Source organism: Streptomyces sp. NPDC057253, assembly GCF_042669125.1.
GTDB lineage: Bacteria > Actinomycetota > Actinomycetes > Streptomycetales > Streptomycetaceae > Streptomyces.
In genome coordinates this window covers 61,802-78,296 of record NZ_JBHUXV010000010.1, presented here as the reverse complement: position 1 = coordinate 78,296, position 16,495 = coordinate 61,802, and the positions used below count along the sequence as shown (strand labels likewise).

Sequence of the window (16,495 nt, the reverse complement as noted above, 5' to 3'; positions counted from 1 at the left end):
CGTGACGCTCGACCCCAACTACCACACCTACGACGCCGACGACCCGTACAACATCCCCGGCTGGACGGCGATCAACCAGCTACCCGGCCCCGGAACCCCGACGACCACCCCGCCGGCCCCCTTCCCCGCCGACATCGCCGTCCAGACGGTCACGGCGACGTACATGGCCGAGGGCGGCCAGCCGCTGCCCGGCTCCGTGCTCGTCCAGGCCGACCGCAGATACCGTGACAAGGCCACTGGGGACCTGGTCGTCCCCAACGCCCGCCGGCTGAAGGTCGTCAACGGCACCGTCAGCGTCGACCTACCGGCCGGCAACGATCCCGACCTCGACGAGCCGTTCTTCTACAGCGTGCACGAGATCGTCCCCGGCGGCCGGAAGTTCATGATCAGCGTCCCCTACAACGCAACCGGCCCGCTCAGGCTCCACGACCTGGCCGTCGACATGGACTACCAGGAGATCCAACCGCCCCGGATCTACTCCCTCAGTCCGCCGACCGGCGGCTACTGACGCACGATCGCCCCGCCTCCCGCACGGGAAGCGGGGCGTCGTCCGTTCAGGCCGCTGCTCGCAGCTCCCTGACCATCACCGCGTAGAGGGGCGAGTCGGCGAACGGCCGCTGCTCACCCACCTTGTCGTAGCCCCATGTCTCGTACAGCGACTGCACCTTCGGGTGAGTCACGTCGACCAGCAGCACGGCCAGGTCCTCGGTACGGGCCTTCAGCAGGGCCTCGTGCAGTCGCTCGGAGATCCCCTGCTTGCGCCACTGCGGCCGGACCATGACCTCGGAGACCGCGTAGGTCGAGGTGTACCCGTTGTTCGGCTTGTACTCGGTCTTGCGCCACCACTCACGGCCGGGCTGAAGCGGTGCACCGTAGGCGAATCCCGTTGGCTCCTCATCGTCGAACGCCACGACGCAGGTGAAGCCCTCCATGCCCGACCAGTGGTCGACGAACCACGGGAAGCGCTGGTTGAACTCGTCGTCCATGGCGTCGGCGTAAGCGTCCGCGTGCACATCGATCAGCAACTGTTTGAACCCCTCCGGCAGGCTGCCGTGCTGGAAGTGCCGCAGGTCGGTCACGCTGGTCACCCTCGACTCCATTCATCTCGCATCAGTTCCGCCCAGTCGCGGGCGAAGGACGTGGACGGCGCCAGGCGGAAGAGGTCTCGATGGAAGTCTCCAACCAGGGTCCTCATCCGTCCAGGTAGTGGCACGCCATCCATGATCGCGAACACGTTAGCGGCCGTTCGCGTCGCCTGTTCCGGCTCCCCCTGGTGCAATTGCGCGCTCGCGAGTTGGCATGTCGCCAGGGCCCGGTTTCGACGGAACTCCGGAGGGATCTTGCCCAGCGCACGGTGCGCCATGGCCTCGGCCTCCGCGTGCTTCCCGTTGCGGTTCATGATGATGGCGGCCAGGTGGTTCAGTTCGGCGGTGCCGTAGAAGGCTGTCCACCGCGGGCGCTCCTCCTCGGATGCCTTGCGGAGCGACTCCTGAGCCCCGCCGAGGGACCGCTCGGCTGTCCGTGTGTCACCCAGCGTGGCACACGCGAGTGCGACACGGACCCGGCCCATCGAGCCGAAGAACGGATCTCGTCGCGCGGCCGTGGACGCCTGTGCCGCCTGTGCCGCAGCGAGCTGCTCCGGCCAGTTCTTGCGCTGGTAGGCGAGCATGGTCTGGTTCATCCAGACCCGCATCTCCGTGGGCGGATCCTGGGAGAGGCCGGCGAAGGTCGTCGCCTCGTGGAGATGCCTCTGAGCCTCGGCCAGTTCCCGCAGGTCGATGTAGGCCCAGGCGGCTATGGTGGTGAACTCGGCGGCGAGTGCGTACAGCGCACCCCTTACGCGCTGGCTGGCGTTGCGCTGCTGGAGGTCCAGGACCTCTGTACGACCTTCGATGGCAGCCGCTGCCAGCTTCTTGTGCCCACCGTGACGGTCATCCGCTTCGATCAGCGCGTTCATCCCTGCCGTCGCGCGCTGGACGTCGGACATGCCGACCGAACGCCGCTGTCTGATCAGAGGAGCTGCGCCGGCAGCCGATCCGGTGGTTGATGCGAGGAATTGGCGACGCCGCACAGGGTCCTCCGGAGGATGTTGCATGGAGCGTGGTGCGCTGAACCCTAAATCCTCTACAGGACAGCCGAACACACGCTCAAGTGCCGCGCACGTGCGGCCGATCGGCCGGCGGCTCGATCCGTTGAGCAGATTCCGGACCGTTCGCGCGGAGATGTCCCCCGGCCGTCCGGTGATGTCCCACAGGGCGTCGTTGAGCTTGTACGCCAACTCTTCCTGCGTGAGACCCAGTTCGTCCATGCGGCCTTTGAGGGCGGGGTTCTCTCCCATGAAACGACGGTAGCCCCGAGTGACGGTCCGCGACCAGGCGTCAGGTAATGAGACCTTAAAGTCTTCCGGTTGGGGCGGTTGCGCAGAAACGGAACCCTTCCTGTATTTCGTCTCGCGGCGGTCGTTGACTGGACATCAGTCGCAGAGCGCCGAACCCCATCCGTACGGCATCCGCATCTCTGCGGCGTGGAGAGAGCCCGACCCCGCTTCCCCCGACGGGGTCGGGCGACCCACCCCCACGGAGGGACGACCTCGTGACGATGACTGCTGTCAGGGCTTCTGGGACAGACGTTCCCAGCTATACGGAGACGTGGGACTGCGCACCCGAGTCGGCGGCGAAGGCTCGTCGGCTTGTGGCGGCAGCCCTGTCGCTGTGGGGCATAGCTGAGCAGGCAGAGGCCGGCGTCCTCGTTGCGTCCGAACTCGTGGCCAACGCGATCACCCATTCGAGTTGCCGGCGCTTCCGCATCAGGGTTTCGCGCCCCGGAAACAGGACCGTCAAGATCATTGTGTCGGACACCAGCCGGAAGATCCCCAGCCCGAGTGAGGCAGGCCCCGACTCCGAAAGCGGCCGTGGACTGCACCTGGTTGCGCTGATGAGTACGAAGTGGGGCTACGAACTCAAAGGCTGGGGAAAGATCGTCTGGGCCGAGTTGGAGTTGCCGGAGCAGTCGGACTCCGGGGTGGAGTCCTGATGGCTGCGGTCGCGTTGAGCCTGCATCCAAATCCTGCCGCCATTCCGCAGTGGTCACCGCCCATGGAACCGCACCAGCTCGGCAGCATGCTGTCCAAGATGGCCCACTGGAAGCCGTTGGACCTCGACGCCATCTACGAAGACCTGGACCAGGTGCTCGGGGAGCAGCAGCCGGCCGCCGGGATACTCGACGCGGTCAGTGACCGCTTACGCGACGCCCTTGAGCGGCTGAGCGTCATCGCCGAAGCGGACCCAGTCTTCCGGCCCAGCCCCGAAACCGCTGCCATCATCGCGCGTGGCCGCCTCTTGCGGGACGAATCGGTCGGTGTGTACCGGCAGGCGCTGGGACTTGCACGGCGCCGGGCCTTTGCGACCTCCGACCTCATCGACCATCTGGTCGCCGAGAAACAGATCAAGGACGACAATGCGGCCTGACCACCCGATGCTGCTCCGGCGCACGCCAGCACTTCCCCTCGCCACGCAGCACACGGTGGCGCCGGTCGCAGGCTTCTGGTGCGAGTGGAGTCACGCTGGGGGAGCCCGCATCAGGTCTGGTGTCGCGCCGACACCGGTTGCGGCCGTTCGGTGGGCGCGCATCCAGGTGCGTGTGATCGGCTCCGCCGTAGGTCTCTTCGCGATGGCCGACCTGTGGGACCGAAGGGCGGCTGACTGGCGTGACGCCGTTGATGCCCTCGGCCGCGGTGACGACTTCACGCTGAAGCTCTCGGCTGGCCCTTTCGATTTCGTCTGGCACTGCCGCCCTGTGCTGGCCCTCCCGCTCGTCGGTGGAACACCCCGTCCCCACCTCTCGCCATGAGCGAGTCCTGATCGCCCCGCCCCCGCTGTTCGAACTGGAGGTTCCCCTGACCTCAGAAGGACAGGTCACAGCGGGGGCGGGGTCCGTAAATAGCCGCGAGGAGAAGCGCATTGACAACCGAAGACGAAGAAGACGACGAGCTGTTCGGCCTGATCCGCGCCGTTGGTGCCGGAGTTGGGATCAGCAAAGACGAGGGCCTTCCGCCAGCTGCGCGCGAAGTCGGTGCTGAAGCAGCATCCGACGCTGCGGCCAAGCTCCAGGAACTGAAGCGCCAGGGGCTGGCGTAGGGCCGAGGGCTCGTCCCAGAACACCCGCCGGCAGGTGCCAATCTGCATGTCTCCCTGTGCTTGCCGGCGGGCTCCACCTTCCCTGACCGTCCACAACACGGAGGAACCATGACCGATCTCGGACTGCCCACCGTCCCCGCGCAGAGCCGCCGGGACCTGGGCGGGGGTGTCGCGTACGCGTACAACGGCCAGCACTTCGACGCCCCGGCCGACACGGACCTCGACACCCTGGTCAACGCGCTCACCGTTCCGCTGTCCGTGATCGTGCAGGTCACCAAGCGCTGCGACTTCGACTGCTCGTTCTGCTCCGAGGTCCTCCAGATGCCGGACCCGACCCTCAACCAGCTCGACACCATCCGCCAGAACCTGGCAGGCGTGAGCCGGGTCTTCCTCTCCGGAGGCGAGCCGCTGATGCGCAAGGACTTCAGCGAAGTCGTCGACATCTTCCACCTGCACCACATCGTCGCAGTGCCCACGAACGCCACACACGCCCTGGACCACGCGCGCAACATCGCCGGGAAGATCGCCTACGCCAACGTCGGCTTCGAGGGTCCCCGTGCCGCCTTCAAACGCGTCCGCGGTGACTACGACAAGACGATGGCCGGCGTCCGTGTCCTCCAGGAGGCCGACATCCCTCTCGCCCTGTCGGCGGTGGTATACCGCTCGACCCTGTCCGTGCTGCCGTTCACCGTCCAGATCGCGGACGTGCTCGACGCGACCAAGGTCAAGCTGATCCTGCCGTTGCGCAAGGGCAACGCCCTGAACCTGGCGGACCACGAGTTCATCACCACCGCGGAGGCTGAGACGACCTTCTCGCGCCTGAAGGAGCAGCGCGCCGAGCAGCAGTGGTCACCAGCGCTGCGGCTGACGGCGTGGACCCCGGAGAACGAGGGGCACATGATCGTGGTCGAGCCGAACGGCGTCGCCCGCGCCTGGCCCGTCTACGACGCCCCGGACCTGTGGGAGAACCTGGGCAACGTCCTGGAAGAGCCCATCACCGAGATCTGGAAGCGGTACCGCTTCAAGAAGAACCACGTCTCGAAGTACGTCGGCCGCTCGATCCACGCCGTCGCTCAGGGGGTATGACGTGCAGCAGCGCACGAACCTGGGGTGGCCGGAGACGCCCTTCGGATCGGTCACACGTCCCGTGCAGAAGCCGGCGACGTGGCTGACGGCCATATCGCTCATGTGGGGGGAGGCGGGTGACGATCCGGTCCTCATGGGTGCCGCCGCAGTGTTCATGAAGATCCACCGCACTCGTGCTCTGGCAGTTGTCCCCTCGCTCGCCAACTTCGGCTATCGCGTCCTCCTCCCGGACGCCATGGGCCAGACGGCGGCGATCGTCCAGCAGCTCGACATCCTGCTCGTGCAAGCCCGCCGCAAGGCGCAGGTCATCGCTTGGCACAATGGCGCCGACGACTTCCACGTCCTTCAACACCTGGCCCGTGCCGACGGCGAGCCGCGGCAGCCGGGCGTGAACGCGGTCGCCGACGCGTGGAAGAACCGCACCACCCGCGACCCGAGCACGGCTCGCTGCGTGGACACCAGTCACGACCTCGGTCCGGCCGGGCTCGTCAGTGATACCGCGACGGCGCACGGCCTGGAGCCGCTCAAGGCGTTCGCCGGCTGGCAACAGCAGGCCAGCGCGCAGGATGCCTGTGACGCTCTCGCCGAGGAGCGCGCCGCAGACGTCTCCGCCGACGGCCTCGCCAGCAACGTCCTGTCGTCCGCAGTCATCACCGCTCTGCTGGGCGGGAAGCACGTCGGTCGTCTCCACTGGGACGAACCGCTGAGCGTCTACGACATCCTGACCCAGGTGGCATGGGAAGCTGCGCCTTCCATCCTGGGCGGCGTGCCGACCAGTCACGGCTAGTAGCGTCCGACCGGGCCGTGCGTATCCCCGCGCGCGGCCCGGTCCTAGGTCAGGAACATCCCGAATGATCATCAAGAGCAGCATGGGCGAACAGCGTCGGATGCAGCCGCCTCCGCGTCGCTCCGGCGTGGCTCGGATCGCCTCCATCGACGCCGAGTGGTTGAAGAACTACACGATCAAGAATGGTCAGCGGCCCTTCTGTTACAGCATCGTGTGGCTCGACCTTCCCACCTCCGGCACCTCCGATCTGACCATCGTGCCGTTCGAGTGGACGAGCATCTATGTCGAGGATCCGGACGAGATGGACGAACTTGTGCGGCACGCCGCGGCCACCGTCGCCTCGGCCGAGGACTCGGCGGACATCATCACCGGCCATCAGTTCTGTTCCGACCTAGCTGTCCTTGAGGCCAACGCCCCCACGGACGCCATTCGGTCGTTGCAGCAGTCCCGCGCACAGTGGAAGCAGCGCCGGGATGCCGACCCGGACGGCAGTTACTACCTGGACACACGCTTCGACGCCGGGCACCTCCTCACGGGTGCCTCCCGCCGTCTGGTTGACGTGTGCACGGAGCTGGGCCTGGACGTCACTCAGCCCGAACTCCTCAAGGTGTCCATGCCTGCCTGGCACCGCCGATGGCTCGACGACGGACAGGCGGAGGGCCGGGAACGCGTGAGCGTCCTGAACCTGCGCCATTCCCTCTCCACGGCCTACGTCGCCGCTCGGACTGCCGATCTCGGGCAGTGGCCGGCGGCAGGCATGAACGTCAACCAGGCGCTCGCTGCCGGGGCAAAAGGCGCATGGTCCTGGCTCGACGGCCCAACATTCACCGCACTCCTGGAGGACTCATGCCCGTCCGTGACTGCCGCGTCATCGCCGTCGAGGGCACCCAAGCGGCAGGCAAAACAACGCTCGTCCACGCGCTGACTGCCCATCTGCGTGAGCAGGGCACCAACGTCACATGCACTGGCGAGCCCGCACGTTCCAGCCCTTTCATGGAAGAGATCGTGCTGCACGGCAAGGGCAACTTCGACCTCCCCGCCGAGATCGACCTTCTTGGCCAGCAGCTCTCCATCCCGCTGCGCACGGCGCGCAACCACCAGATGCTGATCACCGACAAGACGCCGATGAACGTGATCGCCCTTGCCCGTCTGGTCCTCGACGGCAGCGAACCGGGCACCGGGGCCGTCCTCGCCGCAGCGGAATCGCTCTGCCGGGCGTGGATGCCCATGGCGTACGACGCGATCGTGTACTGCCGTGATCGGTACGACCAGAAGGCCGGCGGCGACCGTATGCGGGAGAAGGTCCTCGCCATCCAAGATGAGGCCGACGAGGCCATCTTCGAGGCGTGCCGAGCTGTCAACGTCCCGCTGCTGGAAATGCCCACCGGACTCAGCGTTGCGGAGCGTGTCCAGTGGACCGTCGCCCGCGTTGGGGAAATGGGGCTCACCGCCGTCTGAAGCCAGCGCAGGCGCTAGGGTCCCTCCTGTCTCAGCACGCCACAGGAAGGGCCCTAATGCCAGTCCGCCCCATCGTCGATGTAATGGTGATCCTTGAGCGTGACGGGCACATCCTGCTCGCCGAGCGCATGAACACCGGATACGCCGACGGGAAGCTCAACCTCCCCTCCGGCAAGGTCGATCATGACCGCGAAGACGTGATCAGCGCCGGTGCCCGCGAACTCCGCGAGGAGGTTGGCGTGGACGTCGCCCCCGCAGCTCTACGGCCGGTGCACGTGATGCAGTACCTCAACCCGGAAGGCGAGCAGCGCATCGGGTGGTTCCTACTGGCGACGCACTGGGAGGGGGAGCCGTACAACGCCGAGGAGGAGAAGTGCGCCGGCCTCTCCTGGCACCGGCCCGACCAGCTCCCCGAGAACACGGTTCCGTACAACGCGCTTGGCATCGCTGCGTACCTCAAGGGCGAGCCCATCTCTGTGCATGGGTGGTAGGCCCCAGCCAGTCAGCAGCCAGCGGCGACAGTAGGGAACGGCACGATGGACGACGAACCGCTGTCGGAGTGGGCGGAGCGCCGTGATGCGAAGATCGGCCAGCTTCGCGCCGTCCCGATCTACTCGGGCGAGGGTCCCCGTGGCTCGCACTTGCGACCGGACGCACCACGCGCGATCGAGCGCTGGAACGGACACGTATGGGAAGCACACGGATTCGCAGAGAACCTGGCCGAGGCGAAGCGCATCCTGTTCCCCGATTCTCAAGTGACTGCGGCACCGGGACTAACGGTTAACCCACTCGGTCCCGGTAAGGGCAAGCACCGGAAGCCTCCGGCACCGCGCTGACGGGCAGCCCTGCGGAGAAGCGGCCCTATAACACTTTCCTGAAATCCCCATCACCCTTGATTCCGAGACGTCTCGTAAGGAATTGAGGAACGCATGGCAGGAAATCTCGCCCCGAACCCGAGTTTCCCGGAGAAGGGCCAGTACGACTACGGCGTCAAGGCTGGCGTCAACACCGCCCGTCGGGGCCGCCTCCGCTTCGAGGAGGGTGTCGCCACCGACACCGACATTCCGCAGGAATTCGGCAAGGGTGTGATGCAGGGTTACCAGACCGCGCCGGGCCGGAACAACCACAACGTCAACGTCTTCGAGAAGCCGGCGGACGAGACCATGCGCGAGCGGGCCCACGTCGGTTCCGCGGCCTGGCCCGAGGCTCCCGAGTTCCTCGGAGGCTTCGCCCATGGCGCTGGCCACGGCGCGGAGCAGCGCTTCGAGATGGTCGTCCGTGACGGCCGGCACCAGGAGCGCCCGAACTACGCCAAGACCACCGACTGAGATCACACTGGTCAAGGCTGGTCGCAGGGCGCCTGCCGGGTGAGGATGGTGATGCACCACCGTTCCGCCAGCAGGAGGCACCATGGCCACCCCCGACGACCTGTCCAACCCGACGCTCGTCAAGGAGTACGTCCTCGGCAGCACCGACGAGGAGATCGCCGAGAAGTACGGCCTGGACGCCGAAGAGGTGGCACGACGCCGACACGCGATCGGGCTGCACAAGGTTTCGCCGCAGTAGCCAACCCGGCTTCCCATAAAGGCCCTCCAACCGCTGGGGGGCCTTTGTGCTGCGCTAACACTCCCAGCGGCCCCCGTGTGAGGATTGGGCATAGCGCAATTCGTCACATCCATTCGTAGCACCGCGCCTCCCTACAGGTGCACCATTCGGTGCTTAGTCGAGGATGTGTCGGTTGTCCTTCGCCTTCTTTCCGCCGAATCAGCGCGCGGCTGGCTCGGACCTCACCATCTCCATCAGCCCGCTCGGCCTGGTGGAATTGTCGGACCAGGACTTCGAAATTCATGGCCCGCGGCTGAACCGGTACGCCACCAACTTCGCTTTCTACCTCGGCCACCACTGGGCCTACAGGAGAGAAGCCGGCGAACCGCAGATCACCCTGAACTACGTGGCGACGTTCGCGCGCTACATCAACAACTTCTGCTTCTCCAAGGGTGTGAAGTTCGCGGTTCCCAAGCGGTACGAGCACATCGTGCCGGCGCTCCTGAAGCGAGTCTGGGAGGTCGACAACAGCAAGCAGTCCCTGCTGAACACCATCGGCGAGCAGGGCAGCGTCACGGGCGACTCCTTCGTGAAGGTCGCGTACGAGCCCGCGTGGGTCGATTCGGCCGGCGGTACTCATCCGGGACGCGTCCGCATCCTCCCCCTGAACAGCGCTCACTGCTTTCCGGAATACCACCCGCACGACAGAGACCGTCTCGTCGCCTTTCGCCTCCGCTATAAGTTCTGGACGACCGGCGCAGACGGGGCGCGGGTCATGATGACCTACACCGAGCGGCTGACCGACACGCAGATCGACGAGTTCCTCAACGATGAGCTGATCGACTCCCGCCCCAATCCGCTCGGCATACTCCCTATCGCTCATATCCGGAACATAGCCGTGTCCGGCTCGCCCTGGGGTCTCTCCGATATCGGCGACATCATCTCGATCAACCGTGAGCTGAACGAGAAGATGACCGATGTCTCGGACATTATCAACTACCATGCATCGCCGACCACAATCATCCAGGGCGCGAAAGCGACCAACCTGGAGCGCGGTCCACGGAAGATCTGGGGTGGTCTGCCCGAGAAGGCCAAGGTCTATAACCTCGAAAACGGTGTTGATCTCGGCGGGCCGATGGGCTACATCCAGACGCTGAAGCTGGCCATGCACGAGATAACGGGTGTTCCGGAGAGCGCCCTGGGGCAGATGCAGCCGATTTCTAACACGTCGGGAGTTGCCCTCTCAATTCAGTGGTACCCGCTGATCAACAAGAATTCGCTGAAGCAGCTCAACTACGGCGTCGGCATCAAGCGGATCAATGAGCTGGTGCTGCGAACGCTTTTCTGTCACGAGCCCGAGACCCTGCTGTACGACCCGTACACCGACGGCATCAAGACCGAAGACTTCCAGCCCGACCTCCTCGACCCCAATGACGCGGACGTCTACAACGTCGACTGCGTCTGGCCGAGCCCTCTGCCAGTTGACAACCTCGTCAAGCTCAACGAGATCCAGGCCAAGCTCGCCATCGGTCTGGAATCCAAGCGCAATGCCCTCGTCGAACTCGGGGAGGAATTCCCGGACGAGCGACTGGAAGAGATGTTCAGCGAGCAGCGCCGGGACGTCGTCGAGCAGGGAGCCCTGGAGCTTATCAAGGCAACCATTTCCTCTGCTATTCTCCAGATGACTGGAATTGCTACTGAGGAAAGTGGTAAGCCAGCCCCGTCAAGCGGGGGAACCCCGGATCAGTCCGGATCTCCCGCTGGCAATGCTCAGACCGGAGTTCTTCCCGGAGCAACCGGGATCGACCTCGGTGTGGACACCAAATCGTTGATCGACCAATTCGTGACCATGGCGTACGGCACAAAGCTGCCGCAGAGCCGGAATTCGGAGGATGCCAGTAACCAGGAGACGAGCTAATGACTGTTCCGGCCACCGCCACCGCCCCTGCCCCCAACGGCAACCTGAACGAGCCGGTGATCACCGTCCCGATCGTTCCCCAGGAGCCGACGACCCCGCCGGCTGAGGGCCGCTTCACCGCCGAGGACCTGGAGAAGGTCCGGCGCGAGGAGCGCGAGAAGCTGTACGGCCGCCTGTCCCAGCAGGACGAGATCCTGAAGGCGACCAAGGAGGAGCTGGAGGCCACCCGCAAGGCCCGCGAGGAGAAGGAAGCCTCCGAGGTTTCCGCCCGCAAGAAGGCCGAGGACGAGGCAGAGGCGAAGCGCCAGGCGGAACTGTCCGCCAAGAGCCTGCTCAAGGAGCGCGAGGAGGAGTGGGAGCGCCGCTTCACCGACCTCCAGTCCAAGTACGAGCAGGACCGGGAACTCTTCGCACGCGAGCAGGAGTTCCAGCGGCTTCAGGCCGTGCGCAGCGAGCTTCTGGCCGCTGCTGCCGACGACATCGCGCCCGAACTGGCTGATCTCGTCCAGGGCAACACCGAGGACGAACTGCGCAACAGCGTCGAGCTGATGAAGACCAAGTCGGCCGCGATCGTCGCCCAGATCCAGCAGACCCAGGTCGCTGCGCGGGCCTCGATGCGAGGCACCGCTCCCACCGGTTACGGCGTCGGCCCGGCCGACACGGACGCCGGCTACCGCCAGTACTCCGCTGGCGACATCAAGAACATGTCCATGGGTGAGTACGCCAAGCTCCGCGGTCAGCTCCTGCCGGCCGCTGGCAACGCGGCGCGTCAGGGCATGTTCGGCTAATCCGCCGCACAAGTAAGGAAGCAAAGTATGGCATCTGCCATCACCGGTACGCCGCGTCTGTCGGCGTCTCCGACCAACTACTCCGGCTCGAACTCGCAGCTTTCCCCGGCCATCCAGGAACTCTGGTCGAAGGAAATCCTGTTTCAGTCGATGCCGATTCTCCGGTCTCGGGCCGCCTGACGCAGTGATGCGTCAGTGAGAACCACGCTGTATCGGTGAACCCCTCCTCCTCGTAGCACTCATTCGTAGCACGGGGAATACCGAGGGAACCCAACACCTGGGACTCCGTAGAGACTACACGCGAGGCACCTCCAACAGGTCCAGCTCTTAGGTGAGAAGTGAGCTGGAACTGGAGGCGAAGATATAGTCCGATCTTGCGGGATGGAAAACCGTAAGAGCCAGGCAGAAATGACCTGGCCCCGCATCCAGCGGGTAACAACGCGAATTGTCGAGCAGTTCGCAGTCAAGAAGACCGAGCTGGGCGTTTCCCCCGGCCTCGTGATCCACTTCATGCGGTACGACAACCTGGGTTCGGCGAGCCAGCTCGTCGAAGGCGTCCGCATGGAGACGCACGCCCTCACGGCGTCCCAGTTCTCCATCACCGTCTCCGAGCACGGCTACGCCATCGCGGTCAGCGAGTTGCTCCTCAACTCGTCCTTCGACGACGTGCTCGCGTCCGGCTCGCGGCTCCTGGGCCGCAACATGGCCAAGTACCTCGACGAGCAGGCGCGCGACACCCTGCTCCAGGCGTCGTCCGTCCTGTACGGCTACGACAAGTGGGCCACCACGGGTAACGCGATCACGCGCGTCTCCCCGTACGACAAGGGTGCGCCGGCCGCGAACCGCGCCGGCCTGACCGGCAACTACCGGTTCACCTCGGCCCTGGTCAAGGACATGGTCGAGACCCTCGCGACCCGCAACATCCCGCGTCTCGGCGATGTGTACGTGTGCTTCGTCCACCCGCACCAGTCGCGCTGGCTGCGTGAGGACCCGACCTGGATCGAGTCCTCGAAGTACGCGCAGCCGGGCGCGTTCAGCCTCGGCGAGATCGGCCGGATCGACGACGTGATCTTTATCGAGACCACACAGACGAAGAAGATCGACAACGGCAACGGTACGACCCCGGCGGACGTCTATCAGAGCATTTGCATTGGTGACAACGCCTTCGGTCACGCCATCTCCCTGCCCGTCGAGCTGAGGGACGGCGGCGTCCAGGACTTCGGCCGTGAACACCTGCTGGCCTGGTACTCGATCTTCGGGCTTGGCCTGATCACCGACGCGTCCGTGGTCATCGCTGAGACCAACTAAGGCATTCGCTATGGCGAAGTTCGGTCTTCGCAAACACCCTTTGCAGGCGGGCTCCGACATGGAGCCTGCTTGTGGAGATCCCACAACATTGTCTTGAGTAGGAGAACCACATGGCGACTGCCCGAAAGGCCGCCGGAGACCTCACCGGCCGCCAGGCGGAGAAGCTCGCGGCGGAGCGCGACGCCGAGGCCCAGGAACGTGCGAAGACCATGGCGACGGCCACGTTCGTCGCGGAGGCCGAGAAGTCCAACACGGTCGTCGACTACGTCGACAAGCCCCGGCCCGAGGTGGAGGAGCAGCCGGTCGTCGTCGAGGAGTCACCGCGGGAGATCCGCGTGAACACCAACCTCACCGACGTCGTCATCGGCCAGGGCAACTACCTGACCTTCGAGGTCGGAGTGCCCTACCGGGTACCGGCGTACGTCGCCGACCACCTGGAGGAGAAGGGCCTGATCTGGCACTGAGCCAGCCCCTGAGCCCACGGGGGAGAGGGGTCTCCCTCTCCCCCCTTTTCGTCTGCGCCCTTCCAGGAGAAATCTCGTGAGTGACATCCAGCTCGGTCAGCCCTATGTGTTGACGGCTGAAGGCGGCTACGGCAACGGTGTTGGCTCCGTCCCACAGGGCTCCGTGGTGACGCCGTTCGAGATCGTCCCGCCCGGCACAGCCGGCGTCGGCTACTGCGTCGAAGACGTCGTCCTCTCCACCTACGAGGACACGGTCACCTTCCCCGGCGCGTCGGTCGACCGCACACTCGCCATCGCGGTCTCGACGTTCGACGCCGCCTTCACCCTCCAGGCGGACCTGCCAGCCGCGCCGACCGCGCCGGAACAGCCTGTCGTTCCGTCCGCCCCGGACCCCGCCCCGACTGGCGGTGTGTGATGGCCAGCGGATACCTCACCCGGCAGGCTGCGCATGCCCTGCTCACCCTCATGACCGGGGGCGGGGAGGACAGCACCTCCGGCACCGACGCCGTGGCCGACCGGCTGCTGAAGGCGCACCAGGTTCGGCACTGGGGTGGGGGAGACGCGAGTGCCCCAGGAGCCTGGGCGCCCAAGGCGTACCTCCTTCACCTCCTGGACCAGGTCGACGCGATGGGCTCCGCTGCCGTGCGAACTACGGTTCAGGCGCTGCCGGACGACCCGAGCGGGTCGGTGTACCTGGCGCTGTCGACGGCCGATCCGGGAGACGTCGCGGCCAGCGTGGCGAACGAACTCGCGGCAGCCGGCTATCAGCGGCAGGTCGTACCCCTGTCCGCGCCCAAGACCGGCGGACAGTTCGTCATCCAGTCCGGGACACCTGCCGAGGTCGACCTTGTCGGCAGCGTCGTGTTCGGTCCGTTCACCGATCCCACCGGTTCCGGCGCTGCTGTGACGCACATGGCTCTGGTCACGGCTCCGACCGGCACCGACTACGCCGTGCTGGCTGTGTGGCCGCTGGACGTTCCCGTCACCGCCGCCCAGGGCGAATCGCTGCTCGCGCAGTCGGGCTCACTGACGATCAAGGTGGCGTGATGTCCGGATACCTCACTCAGGTCGCCGAGCGTGCGTCGCTCCAGTTCGCGACCGCCACCGCGAGCAGCTCTTCGGCTCCTTCCGCCTCGATGATCCGGTCGTACCTCCTGAAGCTGTACCAGCAGCAGAGCCTGGCGGGACTCGCGGACTACCTCCCGGTCGCGTTTCTCAACGGCTTCTCGGCGCAGGCCAAGACAGACACCAGCGGCAGTTGGCTCAGTGGTCTGATCGGCACCCGCACGGACGGCTCCGGAAGCGCGTACCTGGCACTGCTGACCGCCGATCCGGGCCGGCAGACGACGTTGACGACCATGGCCACCCTCGAAGTGTCCGCGACCGGATACAGCCGCCAGGCGCTGCCCTTCACCCTGGCGGGGTCACCTGACGGCGGCGGATCAAGCCAGTCCAACTCCGCCCCCGTGTTCTTCGGGCCCTTCACCGCCTCCGGTGGCATGGGCGTGGTCGCCACACACGCCGCCCTCGTCAGCGCTGCCAGCGGGACGGCCGGGGCCGTGATCGCGGTGTGGCAGCTCGATTCCCCCGTATCCGCCAGCCAGAACGAGAACCTCATGCTCAGCACTGGCGGCCTGGCGATTGGGCTCGACTCATGGCAGAGCTGACCCGAATCCTCGCCCGCATGCGCTCCGAACTCGGCGACTTCGGAAGCGGCTTCCGCGACGTCCTCGCCGGCACGGGAGAGCTGACGGACTACGACCTCAGCTCCGTCAACGTCACCCTGGCCCGCGTCAGCCTCCTCAACGGCCAGGCCCTCAACGACCTGGTCGCCGGCACCGACTACCAGGTCGACGGACGTGAGGGGCGCATCACGCTCCTCGGCCAGCACGCACCGCTCCCGCTCGGCCAGACACTCATCGTCGAAGGCTCGGCCGCCGGCATGTTCACCGACGAGGAACTGGCCCAGCATCTGCGGGACGCCGTCCTCCAGCACTGCCACAACCGCCACGTCACCGTCCGGTACCGCTCGCAGAACGGCTTCATCCGGTACGCCGACGAGGCCCTGACGCTGGACAACCTCCCGGACGTCGAGGAGCTGCCGCTGGTACTCCTCGCCGTGGTCAACGCGCTGTGGGCGGTCGCCACCGACGCTTCAAGCGACGTCGACATCAGCACGGGCGAAGGCACCCACGTCAGCCGCAGCCAGCGCTACACCCAGGTCCTGCACCAGATCTCGGTGATGACCGACCGGTACGAGGAACTGTGTCGGCAGCTCAACATCGGCCTCTTCCGGATCGAGATGGCCAACCTCCGCAGGGTCTCGCGCACCACCGGCCGCTATGTGCCCGTCTACGTCGACCGCGAGTACGACGACAACGCATACCCGGAGCGGGTGCTGCCGCAGATCGACAAGCACGACCTCGACCCCTCCGGCATCCCCAACCCCACCTACAACGGGTGGGCCGCATGAGTAGGGCCGACTGGAAGCGCGGTCGGTTCTCCGCCACGGAAGAGGGGGAGCGCATCGACCGGGGGCTGCGCGCGTGGCAGCGCCACGTCGGGGACGTCATCGCCTACTGGCGCTTCTCCCACAGCCGTTCGGTGTCCAACGACATCTACGACGAGAGCGACGAGGGCGGCCTGGCCTACGACGGCCCGTGGCCCGTGCCCGTCCTGCACGCCACACACGTAGAAGCCGGCGACCAGGAGAACGACCGCGGCTTCTACACCGTCGACACGCTGGAGATCTCGGCTGTCTTCGCCCAGGTGCAGAAGATCGGCCTCACCCAGGCCGACATCCACAACGACCAGTACCTACGGGACCGGATCGCCTACGACGGCCGGCTCTTCCGCATCACCCAGATGTCCATCCTCGGGCAGATCCGCAGGCAGGACGTCCTCGTGTCCATCACCGCCGTCGAGGTCAAGCCCGACGAGCTGACCGCGGACTCCGTCTTCGCCCAGTACATCCCCGCCGCGGGAGCCGGCGAGCGCTGAGCGCC

The 16,495-nt window shown here is 66.1% G+C and carries 24 protein-coding genes; 21 read left to right on the top strand and 3 right to left on the bottom strand.

Going from position 1 to position 16,495, the window contains the following annotated elements:
* Window position 1 precedes the first annotated feature (1 nt).
* Window positions 2–508 (top strand): hypothetical protein, encoded by a 507-nt coding sequence (locus ACFULQ_RS07910; protein ID WP_383539695.1) that lies wholly within the window; start codon window positions 2–4, stop codon window positions 506–508.
* A 46-nt stretch (window positions 509–554) separates the two neighbouring features.
* On the opposite strand, the gene ACFULQ_RS07905 is transcribed toward ACFULQ_RS07910, so the two are convergent.
* Window positions 555–1,088 (bottom strand): GNAT family N-acetyltransferase, encoded by a 534-nt coding sequence (locus ACFULQ_RS07905; protein ID WP_383539692.1) that lies wholly within the window; start codon window positions 1,086–1,088, stop codon window positions 555–557.
* On the bottom strand, window positions 1,085–2,338 hold the full coding sequence (locus ACFULQ_RS07900) for a helix-turn-helix domain-containing protein (RefSeq protein WP_383539690.1): 1,254 nt from the start codon (window positions 2,336–2,338) through the stop codon (window positions 1,085–1,087). Before ACFULQ_RS07900 ends, ACFULQ_RS07905 begins: the two co-directional genes overlap by 4 nt.
* Window positions 2,339–2,598: 260 nt before the next feature.
* Here ACFULQ_RS07900 and ACFULQ_RS07895 point away from each other — a divergent pair, with 260 nt between their 5' ends.
* Together ACFULQ_RS07895 and ACFULQ_RS07890 are read left to right on the top strand one after the other, a co-directional pair.
* Window positions 2,599–3,033, top strand: coding sequence for an ATP-binding protein (locus tag ACFULQ_RS07895; protein ID WP_383539927.1), 435 nt, complete (start codon window positions 2,599–2,601; stop codon window positions 3,031–3,033).
* Window positions 3,033–3,467 (top strand): DUF6415 family natural product biosynthesis protein, encoded by a 435-nt coding sequence (locus tag ACFULQ_RS07890; protein ID WP_383539687.1) that lies wholly within the window; start codon window positions 3,033–3,035, stop codon window positions 3,465–3,467. The genes ACFULQ_RS07895 and ACFULQ_RS07890 overlap by 1 nt, the downstream gene beginning before the upstream one ends.
* 447 nt (window positions 3,468–3,914) lie before the next feature.
* Here the strand turns inward: ACFULQ_RS07890 and ACFULQ_RS07885 are convergent, their stop codons facing one another.
* Window positions 3,915–4,184, bottom strand: coding sequence for a hypothetical protein (locus ACFULQ_RS07885; protein WP_383539684.1), 270 nt, complete (start codon window positions 4,182–4,184; stop codon window positions 3,915–3,917).
* Window positions 4,185–4,244: 60 nt separating this feature from the next.
* Between ACFULQ_RS07885 and ACFULQ_RS07880 the strand changes: the two genes are divergently transcribed.
* From ACFULQ_RS07880 to ACFULQ_RS07795, 18 genes are all read left to right on the top strand, one after another.
* Window positions 4,245–5,222: a radical SAM protein gene (locus ACFULQ_RS07880; protein ID WP_383539681.1), complete on the top strand. Its 978-nt coding sequence runs from the start codon at window positions 4,245–4,247 to the stop codon at window positions 5,220–5,222.
* 1 nt (window position 5,223) lies between these two features.
* Window positions 5,224–6,009: a hypothetical protein gene (locus ACFULQ_RS07875; protein ID WP_383539678.1), complete on the top strand. Its 786-nt coding sequence runs from the start codon at window positions 5,224–5,226 to the stop codon at window positions 6,007–6,009.
* Between the two features lie 64 nt (window positions 6,010–6,073).
* Window positions 6,074–6,934: a hypothetical protein gene (locus ACFULQ_RS07870; protein WP_383539675.1), complete on the top strand. Its 861-nt coding sequence runs from the start codon at window positions 6,074–6,076 to the stop codon at window positions 6,932–6,934.
* Window positions 6,856–7,467 (top strand): AAA family ATPase, encoded by a 612-nt coding sequence (locus tag ACFULQ_RS07865; RefSeq protein WP_383539673.1) that lies wholly within the window; start codon window positions 6,856–6,858, stop codon window positions 7,465–7,467. Before ACFULQ_RS07870 ends, ACFULQ_RS07865 begins: the two co-directional genes overlap by 79 nt.
* A 56-nt stretch (window positions 7,468–7,523) precedes the next feature.
* Complete coding sequence (locus ACFULQ_RS07860) at window positions 7,524–7,958, top strand: NUDIX domain-containing protein (RefSeq protein WP_383539670.1); 435 nt, start codon at window positions 7,524–7,526, stop codon at window positions 7,956–7,958.
* 45 nt (window positions 7,959–8,003) lie between these two features.
* A complete protein-coding gene (locus ACFULQ_RS07855) occupies window positions 8,004–8,303 on the top strand; it encodes a DUF6087 family protein (protein ID WP_383539667.1) in 300 nt (99 codons plus the stop codon).
* 93 nt (window positions 8,304–8,396) lie between these two features.
* On the top strand, window positions 8,397–8,795 hold the full coding sequence (locus ACFULQ_RS07850; protein ID WP_383539664.1) for a hypothetical protein: 399 nt from the start codon (window positions 8,397–8,399) through the stop codon (window positions 8,793–8,795).
* Window positions 8,796–8,877: 82 nt separating this feature from the next.
* Window positions 8,878–9,033 (top strand): hypothetical protein, encoded by a 156-nt coding sequence (locus ACFULQ_RS07845; RefSeq protein WP_383539662.1) that lies wholly within the window; start codon window positions 8,878–8,880, stop codon window positions 9,031–9,033.
* A gap of 172 nt (window positions 9,034–9,205) precedes the next feature.
* Window positions 9,206–10,930: a phage portal protein gene (locus tag ACFULQ_RS07840; RefSeq protein WP_383539659.1), complete on the top strand. Its 1,725-nt coding sequence runs from the start codon at window positions 9,206–9,208 to the stop codon at window positions 10,928–10,930.
* The gene (locus ACFULQ_RS07835) at window positions 10,930–11,718 is read left to right on the top strand and encodes a hypothetical protein (protein ID WP_383539656.1); all 789 of its coding nucleotides are present in this window, start codon (window positions 10,930–10,932) and stop codon (window positions 11,716–11,718) included. The genes ACFULQ_RS07840 and ACFULQ_RS07835 overlap by 1 nt, the downstream gene beginning before the upstream one ends.
* Before the next feature lie 27 nt (window positions 11,719–11,745).
* Complete coding sequence (locus ACFULQ_RS07830) at window positions 11,746–11,898, top strand: hypothetical protein (RefSeq protein ID WP_383539653.1); 153 nt, start codon at window positions 11,746–11,748, stop codon at window positions 11,896–11,898.
* A 228-nt stretch (window positions 11,899–12,126) separates the two neighbouring features.
* Window positions 12,127–13,026: a N4-gp56 family major capsid protein gene (locus tag ACFULQ_RS07825; protein ID WP_383539650.1), complete on the top strand. Its 900-nt coding sequence runs from the start codon at window positions 12,127–12,129 to the stop codon at window positions 13,024–13,026.
* 110 nt (window positions 13,027–13,136) lie between these two features.
* Entirely contained in the window at window positions 13,137–13,490 is a 354-nt protein-coding gene (locus ACFULQ_RS07820; protein WP_383539647.1) for a hypothetical protein, read from the top strand.
* A gap of 76 nt (window positions 13,491–13,566) precedes the next feature.
* Window positions 13,567–13,905: a hypothetical protein gene (locus ACFULQ_RS07815; protein WP_383539644.1), complete on the top strand. Its 339-nt coding sequence runs from the start codon at window positions 13,567–13,569 to the stop codon at window positions 13,903–13,905.
* Window positions 13,905–14,537 (top strand): hypothetical protein, encoded by a 633-nt coding sequence (locus ACFULQ_RS07810; RefSeq protein ID WP_383539641.1) that lies wholly within the window; start codon window positions 13,905–13,907, stop codon window positions 14,535–14,537. Before ACFULQ_RS07815 ends, ACFULQ_RS07810 begins: the two co-directional genes overlap by 1 nt.
* Window positions 14,537–15,157 (top strand): hypothetical protein, encoded by a 621-nt coding sequence (locus ACFULQ_RS07805; protein ID WP_383539639.1) that lies wholly within the window; start codon window positions 14,537–14,539, stop codon window positions 15,155–15,157. The genes ACFULQ_RS07810 and ACFULQ_RS07805 overlap by 1 nt, the downstream gene beginning before the upstream one ends.
* Entirely contained in the window at window positions 15,145–15,963 is an 819-nt protein-coding gene (locus ACFULQ_RS07800) for a hypothetical protein (protein WP_383539636.1), read from the top strand. The genes ACFULQ_RS07805 and ACFULQ_RS07800 overlap by 13 nt, the downstream gene beginning before the upstream one ends.
* Entirely contained in the window at window positions 15,960–16,490 is a 531-nt protein-coding gene (locus ACFULQ_RS07795; RefSeq protein WP_383539633.1) for a hypothetical protein, read from the top strand. The genes ACFULQ_RS07800 and ACFULQ_RS07795 overlap by 4 nt, the downstream gene beginning before the upstream one ends.
* The last annotated feature ends 5 nt before the right edge of the window (window positions 16,491–16,495 follow it).